This is a genomic window from Tindallia texcoconensis, assembly GCF_055383815.1.
Map to the genome: position 1 here is coordinate 251,608 of NZ_AP042431.1, position 20,242 is coordinate 271,849.

Genomic DNA, 20,242 nt, shown 5'->3' on the forward strand with positions numbered 1-20,242 from the left:
AAGGAGGTTTTCGTTATAATATAATCGACATGCGTGATTATATCAAGGAGGCATAAATAATGCACAACATACGAATTATAACCGACAGTACTAGCGACTTACCTAAAAATGAATTGTTACAACGAAATATAGACGTTGTTCCTTTATATGTTCATTTTGATCAAGAAGTCTTTCGCGATACCATCGATATGGATCCAAAAATGCTTTACGAAAAAGTGAACCGAACGGGCATCTACCCTAAAACATCCAGTCCTTCTCCCAAGGATTTCATCGACTATTTTAAACCAATTGTTGATTCGGGTCAGCGGATTATATACATTGGCCTGTCTTCACAAATATCTTCAACTATACAGAATGCTAAAATAGCTGCTTCAGAGTTTCCAGATCATACAATTGAAATTATCGACTCATTGAATTTATCCGCTGGTATTGGGATATTGGTTTTAAAAGCTTCTGATCTTGTTATGAAAGGAAAAAGCATGGATGAAATCACCAAAAATCTTCGAGAAATGGTGCCAAAAGTCAAAACTTTTTTTGCTGTAGATACACTCCAGTATCTATACCAGGGCGGTAGATGCTCCTCTATGGAAAATATTGTTGGGAATATGCTTCGTATTCGACCGATCCTCCATGTGGTTAATGGTAAAATTATCGTACAAAAAAAAGTGAGAGGCAAGCGAGAAAAGTTGCTGGAGGAAATGATGGGCTTCACAGAAGTAGAGTCTCAGCCCATAGATACAGATCGAATAATTGTCAACCATTCCTTCTGTCCTGAAACCGCAAATCGTCTTTGGAGCCATTTAAATAAAACCCTCTCTCCAAAAGAACTAATGATCACAGAGGCCGGTTGTGTTATTTCAAGCCACTGCGGCTCCAACACCTTCAGCATTGTTTACAGCATTAAATAGTCTCGTGGGCTTTCTTTAGAGAATCAATTAATCGTTGGTTCTCTTCTTTATTTTTAATAGCAATCCGAAAACAATCCTTTGGTAGCCCTCTGAAATTTGAACAATCCCTGATCAGAATATGATCTTTCAACAATTGCTCCCATAACTTTTTAACAGACATCCTATCATTGCTTTCAATCCGAACCAAAAGAAAGTTAACAACTGACGGAAAGACGAAAAAATACTGCATCTTTTCAATTTCGTGAAATATCCTGTTTCGTTCATAATGAATGATATTTTTAACTTTTCCCACATACTCTTTTGCTTCCTTTTTATTAATAAATGATTTCATTGCATCTGCATATGCATTAATGCTCCAAGGAATCATTTTATCCCCATGGTTTTTCGCTTTATCTAAACAGCCATAGACACCATATCCTAGTCTTAAACCAGGAATTGCAAATATTTTCGTAAAAGCCCGTACGATCATCAAATTATCCCATTGTGTCACAAAGGAAAGCATTGAGTAGGTCCCTTCTTTTTCAACAAAATCCATGAACGCTTCATCAATTATCACTTGACATCCAATTTCACGGCAGTGTTTCAGAATTTTTAGAACCACCTCCCTTGGCAAAAGTGATCCAGTTGGATTATTGGGATTGCACAAGACAAGTAAATCAAAAGACTCATCTAAGGAACGAATCAAATCCATTTCATTTAAAGAAAACAATTGCTCTGAACAAGTATAAAAGTAATCAATCTGGCTGTTGGTAGTTCGTAATGCCGCTTCGTATTCACTAAAAGTCGGTGCCATTAACATGGCTTTGATCGGTTTTAAAAACCTAATAGCATCATGAATAATTTGAGCAGCTCCATTACCCGGGATAATTCTATCCTTATTAACGCCTGCATACCTTGCTATTGCACTACGTAGTTCCAAATACTCTGGATCTGGATAGACAGACATTGTTTGAAGAGTATCCGCTAAAATCGTTTTCAGTCCTTCTGGTATACCCAGAGGGCTAATGTTAGCACTGAAATCATCTAATTGAAAATGATTTATTCCATTATCTCTGCCAATTTTTAAAATATTACCGCCGTGTTCCATTCAAATCCTCCTATCCAGATCAAAAATGCTGTCATTATCATTACAATCATAAACGAAGCTACATTCATTAATTTTATGGTTTCTAGAATCATTCCTCTTTCAATCGCTCTTATTTGATCTCCCATAGTAGGTTTACTGATTCTTTTACCAAAATAAATATTATCTCCACCTAATTGGGTTTCCAGTGCTCCTGCTACCGCCGATTCCGGATACCCTGCATTTGGACTGCTATGCTGTTTTCTATCACGAAGCATCATTTTCCATGCTTGTTTCCAGTTAAGATCATTGACAAAAGCAGCAATCACCAAAAAAAGTGTAGAGATTCTCGCAGGAATAATGTTCACCAGGTCATCCAGTCTAGCTGCAAATCTACCAAAATAAAGATACCGTTGATTTTTATATCCAATCATCGAATCCATTGTATTAATAGCTTTGTATATAGTTGCTAACAACGGTCCTCCTAAAAACAAGTAGAGTAAAGGGGCTACTACACCATCAGAAAAATTTTCTGCGACAGTTTCAATGACTGCACGAGTTACTTCTGATTCGTCTAGATTATCAGTTTCCCTTCCCACAATCATCGAAAGGGATTTTCTAGCCCTTATGAGATCATCCTTTTCTAAATAATTATATATTTCAACAGAAGCCTGCTGTAAGTTTTTCACAGCCAAGGTGGTATACGCAAGGTATATCGAAAAAACCAGCCCTAAAATCCAGTGAAGCGATGCAAAAATTTTTTGAAACCCAATAATAATCAAAGTGGTACCCATCAAAACCAATACGGTTAGTAAAAAACCCCTTAAGAGAAGCGTGTTCTTTAATTGTGTTTTTTTTGGGTAAAGAATTTTTTCAAACATTTGAATCATTTTACCAATTAAACGGACAGGATGTGGCCATTTTTCCGGATCACCCAGTAATTGATCTAGCAAGTACGCCGTTACTATTATCATTGACTGGAGCCCTCCAAAATTTCATAAATTCGTTGCATATCAACTGACTCACGAACTGTTTCAGCCAAAAGTTTATACTGTTTTTCTTTATATTCTATAAAGGATTCTCGTTCAACCATCGCTTTACCTTTTTCTTGATCTGCAATGAATCCAAGTAATTCTCGATTAAATATTTCGTGGTCAAAAATTCCATGTAGATAGGTTCCCCATACCTTACCATCTTCAGAAACAGCACCATCCGCACGTATCGGAACACCGGTTTCGTCAATGATCATGGCAAAAGGATTCACATTACTATTAATTCTTGTTTTTCCCATATGAATTTCATATCCTCCAACTTGAATAGCTGGCATTCCATCATAAAAACAACCCGCTAGGACCTCTCCTTTAGCTTGAGTCGTAATTTTTTCTGGAAAAAAAGTGGTTTCTACATCCAGTAATCCTATTCCTTCCAACTCACCTATCTGACTTTCCACGCCCTCAGGATCCAATAGCTTTGTCCCCAACATTTGAAATCCTCCACATATACCAGCAATCATTGTACCTTGACACCTTACTTTAAGTATTTCCTCGACAATTCCTTTCTCTTTCAGAAAGGCTAAATCAGCCAGTGTATTTTTAGTACCAGGAATAATTAATAAATCAGGAGTTCCCACTTCTTCTGCTTTATCAATATAGGTGAGGCAGACAGATGGATGGGTTTCTAGCCAATGAAAGTCAGTAAAATTAGAAATCCTAGGTAAACGAAGTACCCTAATATCCAACGTTGTTTCCTTTTGCTCCACACGCTTTAGTCTTTCTGCTTCTCCATCTTCCTCTTCAATATCAAAACCACCATATGGAATAACCCCCAAAACCGGTAAACCCGTCAACTCTTCTAATTGTTTAAGTCCAGGCTTAAGAATTTCTAAGTCCCCTCGAAACTTATTAATTAAGATGCCTTTTATTCGTTTGCGTTCTTCTTCCTCCAAAAGCATAATAGTACCGTATATCGATGCAAAAACACCACCCCTATCAATATCACCAATCAAAAGAACTGGTGCATCTACCATAGCAGCCATCCCCATGTTTACTAAATCATTTTGTTTTAAGTTAATTTCAGCAGGACTTCCAGCACCTTCTATTACTACCACATCTGAGTCTTTTTGCACTTCTTGAAAAGCTTCGTAAATTGTGTCCTTTAGTTGTGGTTTAAAGGCATGATATTCTGCAGCGTTCATATTTCCATACACTTTTCCATTTACAATAACCTGTGCATTTTTTTCACCTGTTGGTTTGAGAAGAATTGGATTCATGCATGCCTTAGGCGTTATTCCAGCTGCTTCAGCCTGAAACACCTGAGCTCTCCCCATTTCCAGTCCTTCTTCTGTAATGAAAGAATTCAGAGCCATATTTTGAGATTTAAACGGTACAGACCTCCATCCATCTTCTTTAAAAATACGACAAAAAGCCGCTGTCAGAACAGATTTCCCCACAGAAGAAGCTGTCCCCTGTAGCATCAACGATTTATTCCCCATATAAGATTACCTCCATTTGTTTTATTAATTCATTCAGGTTATTATTTTCTATCATTCCTTTTGTTTTTAACACATCCATCCGCATAAGACCTTTCCCAGCCACAAAGTCTACAGATATTCCTTTAGGGTACTGATTCCAAAAAAGAAGTAGCCTTCCATTCTGAATTTGCCTTTCTGCCACTGTAAGATTTTCTACATTTCCCCTTCCAAAAGGAATCGATGTCAAAATAACTGCATCCGCTTCCCAAGCCGTAGTTAACGCCTGTTTTAAGACGCTTTCCGAGATATCTTCAAAGGCTTTTTCTTCGACAATTTTCAAATTTAGTTTTTTTGCCAACTCCCAATCGCTATCTCCTTGATTAACAACACCGACGGAAACTTGATATCCTTCCCGATATAACCTTTGAATGAGTTCTTTCCCAGCACCTCCACCACATATGATATGTATTCTCTTTGGCAGCCTAGCTTCTTTTTCTTTTTTTACAGCAATCGGACACACTTGCAAACTTCCAGTATATACGTTCCGATCTACAATCATTTCTACTCCATAGGCTTTTTGAAGATTCTCTGCTGTCATTACTTTTTCTGTTCTTCCTAAAGTTAACACATCCCCTTTGTAGAGCAAAAGAATTTCCTTGCTGTATCGAGCTGCCATATTTAAATCATGCAAAACAACGATGACGGAAATCCCTTTATTTTGATTCAGATTTTTTAATAATTCAAGAACTTCTATCTGATGATGGATATCAAGAGAAGAGGTGGGTTCATCTAACAATAGTACTTCAGGTTCTTGTGCTAAGGCTTTTGCTATCATAACCCGCTGTTTTTCTCCTCCACTTAATTCATTTATATATCTATCACGAAGCTCAAAAACATGTGTGTTTATCATGGCTTGATCTACAATTTTTATATCTTGATCTGTTTCTCGTGAAAATCGTTTTATATATGGATTCCTTCCCATCAACACCACATCATATACTCGAAAAGAATGACTAATGTCAGGATTTTGATGTACAGCCGCTAGTTTTCCTGCTAATTTTTTTGTAGGATAATCACTCAAGGGTTCATCATCCAAAATCACCTTTCCAAGAGTAGGAGAAAGATTGCGAGCAATGTTTTTCAACAAAGTAGTTTTTCCAGAACCATTTGGTCCAATAATACTTAAAAAGGTTCCTTCGGCAATGATAAAACTTAACGAGTTCAATATTTTTTCTTTATCATATAAAAAACTCAATTCACTTATTTCGATTTTTTTCCCCATAATAACCTTCCTATTCCCTATTCCATTTTTCTGGCTTTTTTAAGCAAATACACAAAAAACGGAGCTCCGGCTAAGGCAGTTAAAATGCCAACAGGTAACTCTGTCGGTGCAATGATGGTTCTTGAAAAAGTATCTGCCACTACCAGGAAAGCACCACCTAAAATACCACACGCAGGTATCAAGGTTTTATGGTCTGGACCCACCCATATTCGAGTAATATGAGGAATAATCAGACCAACAAAACCAATGATGCCACTAACAGAAACAACAAAAGCAGTCATCAATGTACTCACAAACAGAACAACCGTCTTTACTTTTTCTACTTCCACACCAGTGTTATGAGCTGTTTCTTCTCCAATTAGCAATAAATTAAGGTCTCTAGCATAAACCATCAGTACACCTGAACCAAAGAGCACAGGGATAATAATCAGCATCACATGGTGCCATCCTCGAGCCGAAAAACTCCCCATAGTCCAATAAACTATACTAGATATATCCTGTGATGCCATCACCATTACAAAGGATAAGATGGCACTAAAAAACTGACCGGTTGCTATTCCAGCCAGTAGTAATGTGGTCACCGGAACGCGACTTCCTGTTCGAGCTAATTGATAAACAATCCCTGTAGACAATAACGCTCCAAGGAAAGCCATCCCGGACACAGCACCAAAGCCTAGGAAGCTTTGATTTAACTTAAGAACAATCGCCACCGCTGCACCCAATGCAGCCCCTGATGATGTACCAATAATAAATGGATCCGCCATAGGATTTTTTAACACACCCTGCATGGCAGATCCCACCACAGAAAGTCCATATCCTACCAAAAACGCTAAGAAAATTCTTGGTAGCCTAATATAGAGGATAATTGAAACTGCAGAATCCGATATTTGATAAAGATCTATAAAAGAGTTGAAATAAGGGAACACTGACATAATAATCCTCAAAGCGTCCCTTGGCGTAATCGTTGCAGCTCCCATAGATGAAGCAATGATAATTATAAAAAAAGTTATAGGCACCATGATTGAAAAATACATCTTGGCAGAGAAGGTTTTCATAATTAAAACACCTCAGGATGAATGGCCTCTGCGAAAGCACGCAGGCCTTGTATAATCCGATAACCTGGTCTTGAGGCAATGTTAGGTTCTAGTAACTCAATTCGATCATTCTGAATCGCTTTAATCTGATCATAGCCTGGTCGTTGTCGTATTTCATCGCGAAAAGACTCTTTCATTTCTTTTGTCATATCCCCATAATCACTGACATGAGGCGGCATAAAATATATTTCTGGGTTGTTTTCTACTAACGCCTCAACGCTATACATTGGGTAAGCGCCTTCGGCATTTTTTGCAATGTTTTCACCTCCAGCTAGTGTTATTAATTCATGAATAAAAGAGTCTGGCCCAGCCGTCTGCAAGGGCTCATCCCATACTTGATAAAACACTGGTACCGGTGTTTTTCCTTTAACTTTATCAACAATTTGTTGTTTTTCAGCATCTAACTCCTCTACCAATGCCTTTGCTTCCTGCGATGTCCCAGTCAGCTCTCCTGTTAAAAGAATTGATTGAAACACATCTTCCAATGATTCTGGTTCAATATTGATGACTTGAATACTCAACGCACGCATTTGTTCCAATGCTTCTTGATGAGATTCTCCATATACAAAAACCATGTCTGGCATCATTTCAACGATTCGTTCAAGGTTTACAGTCCATGAGCTTCCCATTTTTTCGATTTGAAGCGCTGCTTCTGGATAATCACAGTAATCTGAAACACCAATAATAGTATCTTCCAACCCTAATTTAAACAAATTTTCTGTTTGGCTTGGAGAAAGAGAAATAATTCGGAGCTGATCAGAGAGTTCAATCTCTTGTGTATTTCCTTCTGTAAACTCACATCCTACTAGCATGACACTCATGAAACTTAATACTAAGACTATAGAGCATATATTTTTTCGGTATTTTATCATTAAGATTCCTCCTGTTCCTTAAAATGACAGGTATCATTCAGTATTTGAATATAAGGATAGTTTAAGGCATTATCAATTATGCTAACGCTACAGTGCTCTACCAAAAATCGCCAGTGGCCATCCGTATTTCCAACTATCCAATGTGCGAGCATACAGCGAATAGTTCCAGAATGGGCAACAACAAGAATCGTTTCATCTGTTTTTCTCCGTTTCAAATAAGCATTCATGGTATCCACCACACGGTGATGAAAGTCAAATAAATTTTCGCCATCAGGAAAAGTATACTCCATCCCTTCCCTATGAATATTTTCATACTCCTGCGGGAACAAGGTTTTTATTTCTTTCATCGATAATTGTTCCAACGCACCAAAATGCATTTCTCTTAGTCCCATCAGTTTTTCATGAAAGACTGAATCAGATTGATGCTGTCCAATAATCTCTGCCGTTTTAACAGCACGTTTCAAGTCACTCGAGAGGATCCGCTGAATAGCCATACCTTTTAGTCTCTGGGCAATTAAATGTGCTTGGCGAATACCCTTAAGATTCAACTCTGTATCCGTCCAACCACTCAACTTTTGATTTGTATTATCATCGGTTTCTCCATGTCTCACTAAAACTATTCGCATTTTAACTCCCCCCAAATCCTATAACCATCCACAATAAAAACAGTGTTTCCGTCAATTCCATTAATGCTCCTAATGTATCTCCTGTCATCCCACCAATTTTTTTATGCATGATATGTGTATACCAAAGGACAAAAATAGGCATACATATGAAATAACTCCATGCCAAAGGAAGTTGAATGGTTCCTATCAGTGCTATGCAGGAAGCTATCAAGACTTCTCTAATTGTAATTTTTCCTATGTAAAAATTCCCTAATCCCTTTGGCCTGGCATAATTCGTACGGTAAGATCCGAAGACCAGCGCCAAACGACCAAATACCGGCATCATGATAAGAACCCACCATCGTAGTGATGGTAGTAACGCTATCAACAAAGCAAACTTTAGCAAATAAACAAGTATTAAAGCCATTACACCGTGGGTCCCCAACCTACTGTCTTTCATGGCAAGAAGAATACCTTCACAGCTTTTTCCAGAAAAAAAACCATCGGCTGTATCCGCAAGACCATCTGCATGAATACCACCAGTCAAAAAAAAAGAAACCGCTAACAATAGCACAGCTAAAACATGAATGGGAACAAGTGAAAAAAGCAAGTAATCCACTGTTGCTAAAATAAGTCCAATTAAAAATCCAGCCAATGGATAAAAAGCCATATGACGATAGTCGTTTTCTTGCCATAACCCAGTGTCTGGGAAAGGTAACGTTGTAAGAAATTGTAAGGCCTGTATTATATGTCTCATTCTATTCCTCCGTTGCAAGGCATTTTTCCTTCTCTACTACTAAGATTTTATTTTGACAGGAATTCCTGACACTACCCAATAAACTTCCTGTGATGCATGCGCTATCTGTTGGTTAATTCTCCCTGCAATATCACGAAATTCACGAGCCATCCGATTTTGGGGGACAATTCCATTTCCTACTTCATTGGTTATTATGATAGCTGGCATATTTAGTTTCATAAGTCCTGTTATAAGTCCATCCACTTCATTCATTATGTTCTTTTCCACTTTGTTTACCGCTTCTGATGAAATAGACTCCCAATCATCTTTCCAAAAATCCATCATAAGGCGTGTTACCATTAACGTAATACAGTCCACAAAAACTCCTTCCACTTTACCTTGATAAGTTGAAAGATGTTTATCAAAGAATTTATATGCCTCTAAGGTTAACCACCCTTCTAGTCGATCCTCACGATGCTTACGAACTCGTTCTTTCATTTCATCATCTAGGATTTCCGCTGTGGCAATGTAGAGTACTTTTTGACACTTTTCACCCATTAAAGTTTCTCCAAAGCTGCTTTTCCCACTTCTCGCACCTCCGGTAACAAGGGTCAATTTATTTTCTGAAGCCATGATTTCCCCTCCGTTATCTTCATGGAATTAATAGAATGTCCTTCCAATTCCAATAGCATTTGTTTAGTATTCAGTCCTCCTCCAAAGCCTGTTAAGTGACCACTTTTTCCGATAATCCGATGACAAGGAATCAAGATGGGCAATGGGTTTTTTTGATTGGCCATCCCCACTGCTCTTAATGCTTTTGGATTCCCTATGTGGCTTGCGATCATAGCATAGGAAGTCACTTTTCCATACGGAATCTTCCTTAATGCATTCCACACGTCTTTTTGAAATAAAGTTCCCTTTAAAGATAACGGGATATTAAAATAAGTTCTTTCTTGATTAAAGTACTCCGAAAGCTCTTGCAAAGCTTCGTTTATAATCTGCCTAGCCTTCTTTTGTTCTATCGTTTGGTTTTCTACTAACGGAGCACTCAACTCTTTTTCAAAGGGTATAAATTCAAGGTTTGTTAGCCCTTCTGAAGAAGCTATTAGCTTGAAATGATAGTTCTTGATGCGTTTAGTTGATATGACATACTCAATCATCGGCACTTTTCTCCTTTTGCTTTTTATACGCATCTCTGGCTAATTGCCACTGGTCTCTGGCTTTTATTTGGATCATTCGATTGTATTTTATATCTGGATGATCTAGTGTTCTCCCAAACCAAAATATTGCATTTTTAGGCTCCCCTGTTTTTCTCTTTAGTTCTCCAATTAAATAAGACAGTGGTACCTCCTCTAAACCTGCAATAGGAAAAGACTCATGCGTATAAGCATCCTCGAGATGCTCCAATGCACGTTTTAAATACACCTCTTCCTGCTCCCTATTCTCTTCCTCCCGGTACAACCAGGCAAGTCGAAGGCAAAGGCTTCCCAAGTATCCTTTAGATTTGTTTAGAAGTTGTGCCACTAACAACGCTAACTTATGAGTCTCAAAAGCCATTCCTACTGTACGAGTTCCACCAAAATCTCTTTTATTCCATTTCACGCTAATACTCTTCAAAATAATTTTCTTTTCATCCGTTGTAACTTTATTAAATTCACTTTCCGTTGCGCTAAATCCACAGTTGGGACACACCCACACATTATAATAAACTGGATTCACAGCTTTATACCAAATATGAAAATCCGAGTCCTTCTTTTCTACTGGAAGTTTTCGCAATCTCGGTTTTTTTGTCACAAAATGATTAGCACAAACAGGACAATCCAACTCTTTATCGAACAAGTATTGATCCATCAATTACCACCCATCCTTATATTCTTCAATACTTAAAACCCTTCTAAAGCTTGGGTTTCATTCTCTTCCTGATCATCATTCCAGAAAGAAGGCTCCTCCCATTCATCAAAAAGTGATTTTGGTTTTGTTCCAACTAATGTTATCCCATGAACTGGTTGATAATAGTCTCTTGATAGTTCTTCCCTATTCACTTCCTGACCATTTTCATAATAAATTTTGTAGGTAATGACCCGATACCCCTTTTTAGCCTCACGTTCTATTACAGTCTCTCCTTCATATAATTCCGGGTCTTCTTTTTCTTCTGTTTCTGGCTCAATCACTTGCGTCACATGAGAAGCCATGCTTACAGTTTGCTTTACTTCATTACTATTTCCAAATATTTGAACGTAGAGTTTATTTCCATTAATAAAGCTATCAATAAAAACAGGGCTCTGATAATTGTTTTTAAATTTTAAATCAATGGCCCCATATGCAACAGTAGCATCATGGCCTAAATTAACATAAGCAACAGGCAAAGAGTGATTTCTACGTTCTACTACATCCAGATTAGCTCTAACGACTGCATTGTAAAGAGTCGTAGACACTTGACAAATACCCCCTCCAATACCTGGCACAAATTCACCATGCAAAATAACAGGCGCTTCACGATAACCAGCTGAAGCAACTCTAGGCCCGGTAGTTTCGTTGAAAGAAAATTCTTCTCCTGGCAATAATAATGTCCCTTGAAGACTATTAGCTCCTTTTTGTAAATTAAAAGTTCTTCCTACATTCCCGGCATTAAATCTGGTGTTAAACTCACCAATGACACCATCTATGGATTTTAACTGAGCTTCCGTCGGATGCACTGGTCGTACTTCTGTTACAAGATCAACAGGTCTACCTCTTTCTCCATACAAAACTTTAAGAATGGACCCTTTTGTTTCTTCTCGTTCAAGCACTCGTCCTTCTTGCTCTGAAGTGATAACAAAGCTTCCTGCTTCTTTTTTTATGGTTGCTGGAACACCTTCTCTTGCCACTTCTTCTTGCAATATATCTAAAATATTCTCTATAAGAGCATCATCATAAGAGTTTTTTAGTTCAATATGATGAGCTCGTTCCCGCATTCTGTAAATTTCAAGTGCATTCTGTAACATATTCCCCTGACGACCCAAGTCAAGTGCTTTATCTACGGCAGCATTATAATCATACTTAAATCCAAATGATTCATAGGGAAATCTCCATTTTTCATCCCCGAGTCTCAAAACTAATTCTTTTTCTTGCAATTTAGACTCCATTTTTTTCTGCAACGTCAGAATAGCTTCTTCTTTTGTTTGTCCACTCACATTTATTGAATCAATATAAACAGACGGATGAATTTCCGGTTGATTAACCAGCCAATAAGCGTACCCAGTGAGAGATGCTACAGTAATCAGCAGAGCCACCCCAGCGCCAATTAAAGATCCCATTAGAACTTTTCTTTTGTTTTTTGTCAGGTTCATGTCTCTTAACTCCTCGTCTTTCTAAAATAGCCTTCACTATACCTATCTCCAATACACCCAAATATCATCTTCTGGATGTATCGGTGCCATATACTCTGCAGGTTTACTATTATGAAGCAATACCAGCTCACCTTGCACAGCAGATCTATCAAAATCAATGTAATCAAATATATCTACAAAAATTAACGACTCTTTGTTTGTTTCGATTGTAAAAGGCTTCCCGTTGTACTGTATTTCTATCCTTCTTTTACATAACTCTTCAAGGTTTTTACTTGTTTCCTCCTCTTTTTTTCTCTCAAGTTTAGGTTGGGATATCTTTTCCTCTATCACTTGATCTTCTTTTCGTTTGAATGTAATCTCATCTCCATCTCTCAGTAATCGATTGTCTGAAACAATTTTATCATTTAATAATACTGTTTCCACTTTTTCTATTTCTGACATCAAATCAGATATTTTTACATGTGCTGTTCGTCCTATAGTTGCAGAATGAATCATAATTCGATCTCCATTCTGTATCTCACTTTCAAGATTGGCTGTTTCATTATTCTTTGTAATCACTGCTGGTTTGCCATATTCCCCACCAACTTTTTTTCTTTCACCATTAACCATAATTGTTATTCCTTTTCCACGACGTGGTATTAAATGCTGTGGGTCATATCGAAGCGCCGCCAACCCATCACGCAAGCATAGTTTTCTCGTTTGAAATAGTTTAACTGGTTGGCCATTAATGGTTATTTCAATAAAATCATTGTGTCGATTCAACAGCGCCTTTTTCAGTATTCCTATGGGGGTTACACCCTCTGGTCCCATACTAACTTCTGGACAATAGGTTAAGCGTGTGATGTTCGACAGGTTTCTGACGGAAACACGTTCCAAGGGTAATTCTATGCATTGACTAATTATTTCTGGGAGGGCTTTCATTTGACTACCACCACCAATTAAAAAAACAGCACTTGGCTTCTTGCCGTTATGCTTCAAAATAGATTCACAGATTTGTTCCGCCACCATTTTTAAAGAAGGTCGAATTACTTCAAGCAATTCATCTGAAGTATCTTCGTGTAAAATACCTAAAATATCCGTATATTCTAAATGATCCATTTCAGATATCTTGCATTTCAATGATTCCGCACAGTCAAAATCCAACATTTTTGCCTGGGCTAGTTGTTCCGTCAATTCATCTCCTGCAACATCTGTCATGGCATAGGCATGAATCGTTCCCTCTTTTGTAATGGCGATATCAGAAGTGCCCGCTCCAATATCCACTAAAGCAATATTCAACAATCGAGCGTTTTCTGGAACAGCCACTTCAATGGCTGCAATAGGCTCTAATGTCATGTAGTTAACGTCCAGACCCGCTCCTGTAACAGAGGCGTAAAGGCTATCCACTACCAACTTCGGTAAGAAGGTTGCAATTAAATGAACCGATAAAACAGACCCTCTATGATTTAAAGGATTTTTGATGATTCCTCCATCAAGATAATATTGTATCACGGAATGACCTACACAAAAATAACGCAAATTCCCCGCTTGATCAGACTCTAATTGTTTTTCTGCCTTCTGCAATGCCTTTAGTTCAATTTGCTGAACATGACTCCGCTGAATGCTTTGAAGAGGGTCAAGCATCAAATCCACGGTTATAGCTTGAGTTTGAAGTGCTCTACCAGCAGCAGCTATCGTAGCCTCTTTCAGTTTTTGGCCCGAATCTTCCTCCAATTTCTTTTTAACTTCTTCAATGGCACGGGATACTTCTTCAATATCATGAATCTGACCATCAAACATAGCACGATTTTCATGAAATACAATGGCCGTGTGACGAACAACCAAGTTTTGTCCTTCTAAAGATCCTAGCAGTCCTACCACGCTTCTAGTACCAATATCCAGCGCCAGCATCAATTCCTTGGTATCTGTTTTTTTATTCATAGAACATCACCCTTCAGAAACTCTTGATAATATTGGCACCATTCTTCGAGGACACATTCTCCACAGGAAGGTTTTCGAGCTTTACACACTCTCCTTCCATGAAGAATTAACCAATGATGTGCTTCAGACCAGCTGCTTTCTGGAATTACTTTCATTAACTGCTTTTCTGTTTCTATTGGATCTTGTGCTTTTGCCAGACCTAATCGATTCGAAACGCGATTGACGTGAGTATCCACGGCAATCGCTGGCTTTCCAAAAGCATTGCTTAACACTACATTGGCTGTTTTTCGTCCAACACCCGGTAAAGCCATCAATGCTTCCAATTCATCTGGTACCTGTCCGTCATATTTATCAATTAGAATTTGACATGTGTGTATAATATGTTTGCTTTTATTTTTGTAATAATTACAGCTCTTAATTTTTTCTTCTAGTTCTTCGTATTTTAGTCCTACATAGTCCTCTGGTCTTTTAAATTCCGTAAACAATTCTTTTGTGACCATGTTTACTCGTTTATCCGTGCACTGCGCGGAAAGGATGGTTGCAATAAGACACTCCATGGGATTTCTAAAATTCAGTTCACTTTCAGCTGAAGGATAAGTTTGGGAGAGTATCTGAAGAATCATTTTACGGTGTGTCGGTGTTAATTTCTTGTTGACAGACTTTTTCAATTGATCCCACTCCTTTTAAACAATCTCTGTTTCAATGTCCATGATCTCCATTCTCCCATCTGACTCCACAAACTTTAATACTTCTTGAATAGTACGTTCCACATGTAATTTATCATTACTGACACACGAAAATCCAATAGTTGCCAATCTCCACTGCTTATGATCCGCGACTTCTGCTACGGAAACATTATATCGACTCTTTATACGTTGAGTCACACTTTTTACCACCATTCGTTTTTCTTTTAATGATCCCCCTTCATACATGATCATCCTAAAGGAACAGATTCCCACTCTCATTTATTTGCCTCCAGCGATTTAATTTGCTTCAAAGCCCATTCTGCCGTCCATCGAATTTCATCTCGTTGATCTTTTAAAAACCCCTCGATAAATGGAATTGCCTCCACTTTTCCTAAGTTCCCTAAAGATTTCAATGCATTTCGCTGCATAACTCTACGCCCCATCCAACCAAAAGGCCTAGAACTAAAGCGTCGAGTAAACTCTCGATTTGAAAGTTGTAGTAATTCAGGTAGGTTCAACCATATATCCTCTTGTCGATATTCAAATAAAAATTCTGGTGTTGAAGGAACTCCAGTATTTTTAGGACACACATCTTGGCAAATGTCACATCCATACATCATAACCCCAGTTTCTTTCAGTGTGTCTTCTCGCATCATTCCCTTTTGTTGCAATCGATAAGATAAACAGCGATTATGATCAATCTGAAAAGGCGAATCTAGGGCTTTAACAGGACAAAACCTTTGACATTTACCACATTCACTACACTTTTTATAGGAATAATTTCCATACAAATTTTCATCAAATTCATGATTAGTCAACGCATATCCTATCACAATAAAGGAACCAAATCTGGGATGAATAAAACAATTGTTTCTTCCAAAATAACCAAGTCCTGCCGTAGCCGCTAAATGCCGATCTACCAAAGGCCCTGTATCAACATAAATCTTCCAGTCCAAATCTGGTTCGAAACCCGCTATTTTCTCCATCATCTCTGACATTCTGCTACGAACAATTTGATGATAATCTGCTCCCCAGGCAAATCGAGCTAACGTTCCAAATAAAGAGGGTTTTTGGAAATCGTTGACTTTCTGTAGATTATTATAAGACATTAATGCTACAATGATAGATTTAACAGATGGCATCAGCAAAGTAGGATCGAGTCGTTTTTCTATTTGTTGCTCTTCAAATTCTGTCCTACGATGATCCCTGTGCCTTTTCAAAAGAATTTTTTCAAGATGGGCAGACTTTTCTGGTCTGATGATCCCTATATCAATGATATTGGTAGTTAAGGCCACCTGTCTCAGCTCTTGTATTGTCCACTTCATTAAAAAGCTCCATTACCAATAAACTCACGAAGAATTGATGTTTTAGGAATATCATCTTCATTTTCCAAGACAACAAAATAATTTAAGAATTTCAGAAGTCGCTTTGCTTCTGGAAAATGAGGGTTTTCATTATCAATCTGCCTTAATAATGGTTCCGCATATTTTTTCAATACACTTAATTCATAGAACATGGCAGAGTTAAACATCACATCTGCATCTTCCTGAAAGGGAAATATATACCGTTCTTCTCCCCTTCTCACCGAAGGCCACATTGCCATGGTTTTCAATGCATCATTGCCTCTAAACTGGTGATCCCTTACCATCCTTCGAAGTAAACGTGTATCAGTGGTTGGGATTCGGTTGTGTTCGTCTATATTCAACTGTGTTAAACAGCTGATATAAATTTTGAATTTTCTATCTCGATGAACACTATGTGTCAATCGATCATTAAGTGCATGGATCCCCTCTAGAATAAGTGGTTGATCTGCATCAATCTTAATGGTATTCCCCCGGTATTCACGCTTTCCAGTTTTAAAATTAAAGGTTGGTGTTTCAACTCTTTCCCCATCTAATATTTTTCTTAAATCACTATTAAATAGCTTTAAGTCAATGGCTTCAATGGCTTCAAAATTAAACTCACCATTTTCATCCAGAGGAGTCTTTTCACGATCAACAAAATAATTGTCTAAGGAAATTGATTTTGGTTTCAGGCCGTTGACACGCAATTGAATCATCAACCGTCTCGCTAAACTTGTCTTTCCAGAAGAAGATGGACCCGCAATGAGTATTAATCTTCTATGATTCAAATCTTCAGCAATATAATCGGCCATCTGAGCAATCTTCTTTTCGTGAAGGGCTTCAGCAATACGAATGTATTCATCTTCTTTTTGAGCCACCATTAAATCATTCAAACTGGCTACATAATCAATTTCAAGTATTTCTGCCCATTTTTCTGATTCTTGAAAAACTTTGAATATTTTAGGATTATCTACAAACTCTGGAATCTTACCCCCATCTTCAATTCTTGGATATTGAAGAATCAGTCCTTGACCATAGAATTTCAGATTAAATGTTTTTAGATAGCCTGTAGATGGTACCATGTACCCATAAAAATAATTTTTTAGCCAACCACACTGATATAGTTTTATATACGGCTTTTCTCTGTACTTTAGTAACCTCACTTTATTTGTCTGGCCATAGTCTCTAAAAATATCAATGGCTTCTTCAACAGGTATTCGGTTTTTTTTCAATGGTACATCTTCTTCGATTATTTCTTTCATCCGATCATATATTCGTTTTGCATCCGATTCTTCAAGAGGCTTTTTATAATAAACTTCACAATACAAACCCTTGCTTATAGAGTGTTCTACATTTACCTGGCAGCCCGAAAAAAGCTCCATACACGCTCTCACCAAAACGAAAGTTAAACTGCGCTTATAAATCCTTGACCCTATAGAAGAACAGGCATCCACCCATTTAATATCACAATCTTCATCTACTGTATAAGAGAGTTCTTTCAACTCATTCCCAAGTACTGCTGCTATGATGGGCGTACAGCTTTCACCCTGATACTCCTGACTTATCTCTTCCAATGTTGTGCCTTTAGGATATTTCCTTTTTTCTGTCTTATTAATCATTACTTCCACACTGCTGTCTCGCTTACTCGCTACCATAAATGATTCCTCCCTTATTTGACCTATCATCCATTTAAAGGCTGCAGTCTATCAATCAGTTCCTTTAACTCTTTCTTTGAGAAAGGCGTTTTTAAGATTTCTGTTACTTCACTCAATCTCTGTTTTTCTAGCAATTTCTCATGACTACTTGATGTCAGCACATATTTGCCACTATAGTGAACTTTTTTAAGTTGGCGTATTAACTGATCGCCATTGGTTTCTTTCATATGTAAGTTCACAAAAATGATATCTGGTCTTCCGTCTTTTATCATGTCCATCGCAGAATACTCATCTCCACTTTTGGAATCAAGACCCAATTCTTTTATGTTAGTCTCCAAAACCATTTTTTCAAAGTTAGAGTCATTAATGATAAGAACCTTCATATAATTCTCATTCCTCTCCTTTGTTATTTCAGAAATCCAAACCGTTGAAGTGGATATAATCGAAAAAATGCTTTTCCTACAATATCTTCTTCTTCCACAAGTCCCAATACGCTATCTCTACTATCTAGGCTATTGCTTCTATTGTCCCCCATAACAAATATTTTCCCCTCTGGTATGATCAATTGAATATCGCCAATCGTAAACCCATCTCGAATATAATCTTCTTTCAAACATTCGCCGTTAACGAATACATCTCCATTCTGAATCTTCAAATCGTCTCCTGGCAACGCAATAATTCTTTTGATCAACAATTTTTCATCACCGTCATCCGTTAAAAGAGGGGATTGAAATACGATAATATCCCTTTCTTGCGGATCTTTTCTTTGATAAAAAAAACGATTAATCATCAAAAAATCATTTTCTTCCAAAGTGTGTGTCATAGAGTAATTTTTCACGATGGTTGGTTTTACAAAAGTAGTGATTAAGAGTGCAATGATAATGGAAAATATAATGGTCTTTAACCATTCGAGAATTTCTTTTTTCATTCCAATCCTCCTATTTCACCTTAGGTGTTGAAACTACAATTATTTTACCATTTGAGCATGTTGAAAGCAATCTTAGCCGCAGACTTGCGTCGAATAGTTGTCTGAACTATCCATCTGTGTTATTCTGAATACAATATAAACTTAAGGATGTGAGCTCTTTGGAGAAGCTAAAAGACTTAATTCATGACTATTCCGACTTATTGCTAGCAATCATTATAACCTCCGCAATGGTTGTTGTCGTTTTTTGGAATTTAAACACCATTTTTGAAGAACCTGCTGTCTCGTCCGCTATCACTCCACCAAGTGCACAAAAAAATGATTCCGAGGAAAGAACCAATGAAGATTCAACATTCGTTACCATCGATCTTTCAGAAGAAGAATTTTCAAATGATGAAACAGGAGATACAGAAGAAACAGTTGAAGCAGAGGACGTGGATGAAAGCACTCCAGATACAGAAAGCACTGTTACAGTCGTTATTCCCAGTGGCACTCCCGGCATGGGAATCGCCACTATATTAGTTGAACAGGGCCTCCTCCCAGAGCCAGGGGTTTTTGTCCAAGCCGCCGAGGAATTAAACCTTTCACTTAATCTTAAATCTGGAACCTATGACATCCCTAAAGACTCTTCTCCAGAAGAAATGGTACGCATTATCGCTGGTCAAGAATAAAAACGCCAGTCAGAATTGTTTTAATGCTTTCTGACTGGCTGGTAATTCCCCATATTGATACTATTCTAAGTTTAGCATTACGGATTCTTATTATTATCGATTTAGGTCTTCAAGCGCTTGAGCCCTCTCATGGGCACGTTTTATCAACGCATCTTTATTAACTAAATAACGCTCTTGTTTCCCTTTTGCAATTTCACCAATTTCGTCGTAACAGGATACTTCAAAAAACAATGCAGCACCCTCCATTCTTTCCAACTTCGCCTTTACTGTAACCTGCATACCTTGTAGCGTAGGCTTCTCGTGGATCACTTCAATTTTTTTACCAACAGTGATAAACCCTTCTGGTACATTTTTACCCACTAACTCAACTGCTGCTTCAATCATCATTCCCACCAAAGCAGTTGTGGAAAAAAGCGTCTCTATCCCCGCTCTTCCAAAACTAACCGTGGTGTCTTCGTAGGCGACTCGTTTCTGCACACAATATTCCAGTCCTTCACTCAGAGTAAAATTTTCATGCATGGTCAACCCCCCTTTTTTATTATTGTACCCTCTCTCCAGTAAAAATACACTCATAAAATACTTAGCAAATTAAATTCCTTAATACAGGTTATTCTAAAGTAACATTTTTTAACACTTCAATTTTTTGTTGAATAATGATAGAATAAGACTCAAACAGGATCATT

At 37.7% G+C, this 20,242-nt stretch carries 22 protein-coding genes; 2 read left to right on the top strand and 20 right to left on the bottom strand.

Going from position 1 to position 20,242, the window contains the following annotated elements:
- Window positions 1–59 precede the first annotated feature (59 nt).
- Window positions 60–908 carry a DegV family protein gene (locus ACZ47N_RS01250; RefSeq protein WP_464887327.1) on the top strand — a complete coding sequence of 283 codons (849 nt, stop codon included), beginning with the start codon at window positions 60–62 and terminating at the stop codon, window positions 906–908.
- On the opposite strand, the gene ACZ47N_RS01255 is transcribed toward ACZ47N_RS01250, so the two are convergent.
- The 19 genes from ACZ47N_RS01255 to lepB are packed head-to-tail and all read right to left on the bottom strand — an operon-like array spanning window position 901 to window position 18,891.
- The gene (locus tag ACZ47N_RS01255; RefSeq protein ID WP_464887328.1) at window positions 901–1,995 is read right to left on the bottom strand and encodes a pyridoxal phosphate-dependent aminotransferase; all 1,095 of its coding nucleotides are present in this window, start codon (window positions 1,993–1,995) and stop codon (window positions 901–903) included. The two genes, ACZ47N_RS01250 and ACZ47N_RS01255, sit on opposite strands and share 8 nt — an antisense overlap.
- Window positions 1,971–2,945, bottom strand: coding sequence for an adenosylcobinamide-phosphate synthase CbiB (gene cbiB, locus ACZ47N_RS01260; RefSeq protein WP_464887329.1), 975 nt, complete (start codon window positions 2,943–2,945; stop codon window positions 1,971–1,973). Before cbiB ends, ACZ47N_RS01255 begins: the two co-directional genes overlap by 25 nt.
- The gene (locus ACZ47N_RS01265) at window positions 2,942–4,462 is read right to left on the bottom strand and encodes a cobyric acid synthase (protein ID WP_464887330.1); all 1,521 of its coding nucleotides are present in this window, start codon (window positions 4,460–4,462) and stop codon (window positions 2,942–2,944) included. The genes cbiB and ACZ47N_RS01265 overlap by 4 nt, the downstream gene beginning before the upstream one ends.
- The gene (locus ACZ47N_RS01270; RefSeq protein WP_464887331.1) at window positions 4,452–5,723 is read right to left on the bottom strand and encodes an ATP-binding cassette domain-containing protein; all 1,272 of its coding nucleotides are present in this window, start codon (window positions 5,721–5,723) and stop codon (window positions 4,452–4,454) included. Before ACZ47N_RS01270 ends, ACZ47N_RS01265 begins: the two co-directional genes overlap by 11 nt.
- Window positions 5,724–5,740: 17 nt before the next feature.
- Window positions 5,741–6,778 (bottom strand): FecCD family ABC transporter permease, encoded by a 1,038-nt coding sequence (locus ACZ47N_RS01275; RefSeq protein ID WP_464887332.1) that lies wholly within the window; start codon window positions 6,776–6,778, stop codon window positions 5,741–5,743.
- A gap of 2 nt (window positions 6,779–6,780) precedes the next feature.
- Window positions 6,781–7,689: an ABC transporter substrate-binding protein gene (locus tag ACZ47N_RS01280; RefSeq protein ID WP_464887333.1), complete on the bottom strand. Its 909-nt coding sequence runs from the start codon at window positions 7,687–7,689 to the stop codon at window positions 6,781–6,783.
- Complete coding sequence (locus ACZ47N_RS01285; RefSeq protein WP_464887334.1) at window positions 7,689–8,315, bottom strand: histidine phosphatase family protein; 627 nt, start codon at window positions 8,313–8,315, stop codon at window positions 7,689–7,691. The genes ACZ47N_RS01280 and ACZ47N_RS01285 overlap by 1 nt, the downstream gene beginning before the upstream one ends.
- A 1-nt stretch (window position 8,316) precedes the next feature.
- The gene (gene cobS / locus ACZ47N_RS01290; RefSeq protein ID WP_464887335.1) at window positions 8,317–9,051 is read right to left on the bottom strand and encodes an adenosylcobinamide-GDP ribazoletransferase; all 735 of its coding nucleotides are present in this window, start codon (window positions 9,049–9,051) and stop codon (window positions 8,317–8,319) included.
- Window positions 9,052–9,090: 39 nt separating this feature from the next.
- Window positions 9,091–9,663: a bifunctional adenosylcobinamide kinase/adenosylcobinamide-phosphate guanylyltransferase gene (cobU, locus tag ACZ47N_RS01295; RefSeq protein ID WP_464887336.1), complete on the bottom strand. Its 573-nt coding sequence runs from the start codon at window positions 9,661–9,663 to the stop codon at window positions 9,091–9,093.
- Window positions 9,642–10,190 (bottom strand): methylated-DNA--[protein]-cysteine S-methyltransferase, encoded by a 549-nt coding sequence (locus tag ACZ47N_RS01300; protein WP_464887337.1) that lies wholly within the window; start codon window positions 10,188–10,190, stop codon window positions 9,642–9,644. Before ACZ47N_RS01300 ends, cobU begins: the two co-directional genes overlap by 22 nt.
- Complete coding sequence (locus ACZ47N_RS01305) at window positions 10,183–10,881, bottom strand: DUF2225 domain-containing protein (RefSeq protein ID WP_464887338.1); 699 nt, start codon at window positions 10,879–10,881, stop codon at window positions 10,183–10,185. Before ACZ47N_RS01305 ends, ACZ47N_RS01300 begins: the two co-directional genes overlap by 8 nt.
- 32 nt (window positions 10,882–10,913) lie before the next feature.
- Window positions 10,914–12,359: a VanW family protein gene (locus ACZ47N_RS01310; protein ID WP_464887339.1), complete on the bottom strand. Its 1,446-nt coding sequence runs from the start codon at window positions 12,357–12,359 to the stop codon at window positions 10,914–10,916.
- A 42-nt stretch (window positions 12,360–12,401) separates the two neighbouring features.
- Window positions 12,402–14,279 (bottom strand): cell division protein FtsA, encoded by a 1,878-nt coding sequence (locus ACZ47N_RS01315; protein WP_464887340.1) that lies wholly within the window; start codon window positions 14,277–14,279, stop codon window positions 12,402–12,404.
- Window positions 14,276–14,947 (bottom strand): endonuclease III, encoded by a 672-nt coding sequence (gene nth / locus ACZ47N_RS01320; protein WP_464887341.1) that lies wholly within the window; start codon window positions 14,945–14,947, stop codon window positions 14,276–14,278. Before nth ends, ACZ47N_RS01315 begins: the two co-directional genes overlap by 4 nt.
- Window positions 14,948–14,962: 15 nt before the next feature.
- A complete protein-coding gene (locus ACZ47N_RS01325; RefSeq protein ID WP_464887342.1) occupies window positions 14,963–15,244 on the bottom strand; it encodes a DUF503 domain-containing protein in 282 nt (93 codons plus the stop codon).
- Window positions 15,241–16,290 (bottom strand): tRNA epoxyqueuosine(34) reductase QueG, encoded by a 1,050-nt coding sequence (queG, locus tag ACZ47N_RS01330; RefSeq protein ID WP_464887343.1) that lies wholly within the window; start codon window positions 16,288–16,290, stop codon window positions 15,241–15,243. The genes ACZ47N_RS01325 and queG overlap by 4 nt, the downstream gene beginning before the upstream one ends.
- Window positions 16,290–17,963 carry a uridine kinase family protein gene (locus ACZ47N_RS01335; RefSeq protein ID WP_464887344.1) on the bottom strand — a complete coding sequence of 558 codons (1,674 nt, stop codon included), beginning with the start codon at window positions 17,961–17,963 and terminating at the stop codon, window positions 16,290–16,292. The genes queG and ACZ47N_RS01335 overlap by 1 nt, the downstream gene beginning before the upstream one ends.
- A gap of 26 nt (window positions 17,964–17,989) precedes the next feature.
- The gene (locus tag ACZ47N_RS01340; protein WP_464887345.1) at window positions 17,990–18,346 is read right to left on the bottom strand and encodes a response regulator; all 357 of its coding nucleotides are present in this window, start codon (window positions 18,344–18,346) and stop codon (window positions 17,990–17,992) included.
- A 23-nt stretch (window positions 18,347–18,369) separates the two neighbouring features.
- Window positions 18,370–18,891: a signal peptidase I gene (gene lepB / locus ACZ47N_RS01345; RefSeq protein WP_464887346.1), complete on the bottom strand. Its 522-nt coding sequence runs from the start codon at window positions 18,889–18,891 to the stop codon at window positions 18,370–18,372.
- Between the two features lie 158 nt (window positions 18,892–19,049).
- Between lepB and ACZ47N_RS01350 the strand changes: the two genes are divergently transcribed.
- The gene (locus tag ACZ47N_RS01350) at window positions 19,050–19,559 is read left to right on the top strand and encodes a hypothetical protein (protein WP_464887347.1); all 510 of its coding nucleotides are present in this window, start codon (window positions 19,050–19,052) and stop codon (window positions 19,557–19,559) included.
- Window positions 19,560–19,652: 93 nt separating this feature from the next.
- On the opposite strand, the gene ACZ47N_RS01355 is transcribed toward ACZ47N_RS01350, so the two are convergent.
- On the bottom strand, window positions 19,653–20,078 hold the full coding sequence (locus ACZ47N_RS01355) for a thioesterase family protein (protein WP_464887348.1): 426 nt from the start codon (window positions 20,076–20,078) through the stop codon (window positions 19,653–19,655).
- Window positions 20,079–20,242 lie beyond the last annotated feature (164 nt).